The organism is Pseudomonas sp. EA_5y_Pfl2_R50 (genome assembly GCF_963970475.1).
Taxonomy (GTDB): Bacteria; Pseudomonadota; Gammaproteobacteria; order Pseudomonadales; family Pseudomonadaceae; genus Aquipseudomonas.
This window is the reverse complement of the sequence record NZ_CAXAPT010000067.1, coordinates 1-639: the sequence shown is the minus strand read 5'-3', so window position 1 is coordinate 639 and position 639 is coordinate 1. Positions and strand designations below refer to the sequence as shown.

Annotated in this window: 2 protein-coding genes; one reads left to right on the top strand and one right to left on the bottom strand. The window is 67.3% G+C overall.

The window, feature by feature from the left end; all coding sequences use genetic code 11:
* The coding region (locus AACY19_RS26735) for a tRNA-dihydrouridine synthase (RefSeq protein ID WP_339454491.1) at positions 1-195 on the bottom strand (195 nt) is incomplete at its 3' end.
* Between the two features lie 139 nt (positions 196-334).
* Here AACY19_RS26735 and AACY19_RS26730 point away from each other — a divergent pair.
* On the top strand, positions 335-639 hold a 305-nt coding region (locus tag AACY19_RS26730), incomplete at its 3' end, for a 2-C-methyl-D-erythritol 4-phosphate cytidylyltransferase (protein ID WP_339454490.1).

The following is a 639-nucleotide window of genomic DNA, read 5'->3' as shown; positions in this document are numbered from 1 at the left end:
CTGCATCGATACCGGATCCTCGATCGGGTGCCACGCCGCCTTTTGCAGCGACTGGCGCGTTTCGCGAATCGCCGCCTGGCTCGCGACCATCTCGGTGACGTTGAGGCCCGAGCCATAGCGCCGCACCAGCGTGCGGAACGGCATGTCGGTGACGCCGGTCATCGGTGCCAGGATCACCGGGCTCGCGATCGTCACGGGGCCGACGTTCAGAGGGGCAAGAGTACGCGAAGTCACGGGATGGGATCTGCCTGAAAAACGGGCAGCCTATAGGCGAAAGCCCGTCCTGCAGCAAGGCGGGCTGGCGGGCGGCCACGGCTTGGGCTAGTCGCGCCGCATGACTTCGACCAAGACCGCCGCCATCATCGTTGCCGCCGGCACCGGCGTCCGCTCGGGCAGCACCGTTCCAAAGCAATATGCCCGCCTTGGCGGCAAGGCGGTGCTCGCGCACAGCTATGCCGCCTTGCGCAACCATTCCGCGATCGACCGCGTCATCGTGGTGATCGGTCCCGATCAGGAGGCCGCACTATACGAAGCCATCGGCGAGGCAGAGCATGTCACCGGCGGCGCAACACGGCGCATGTCTGTGCTGGCGGGGCTGGAGGCGCTGGCGGACGACACCCCTGCCCGCGTGCTGATCCA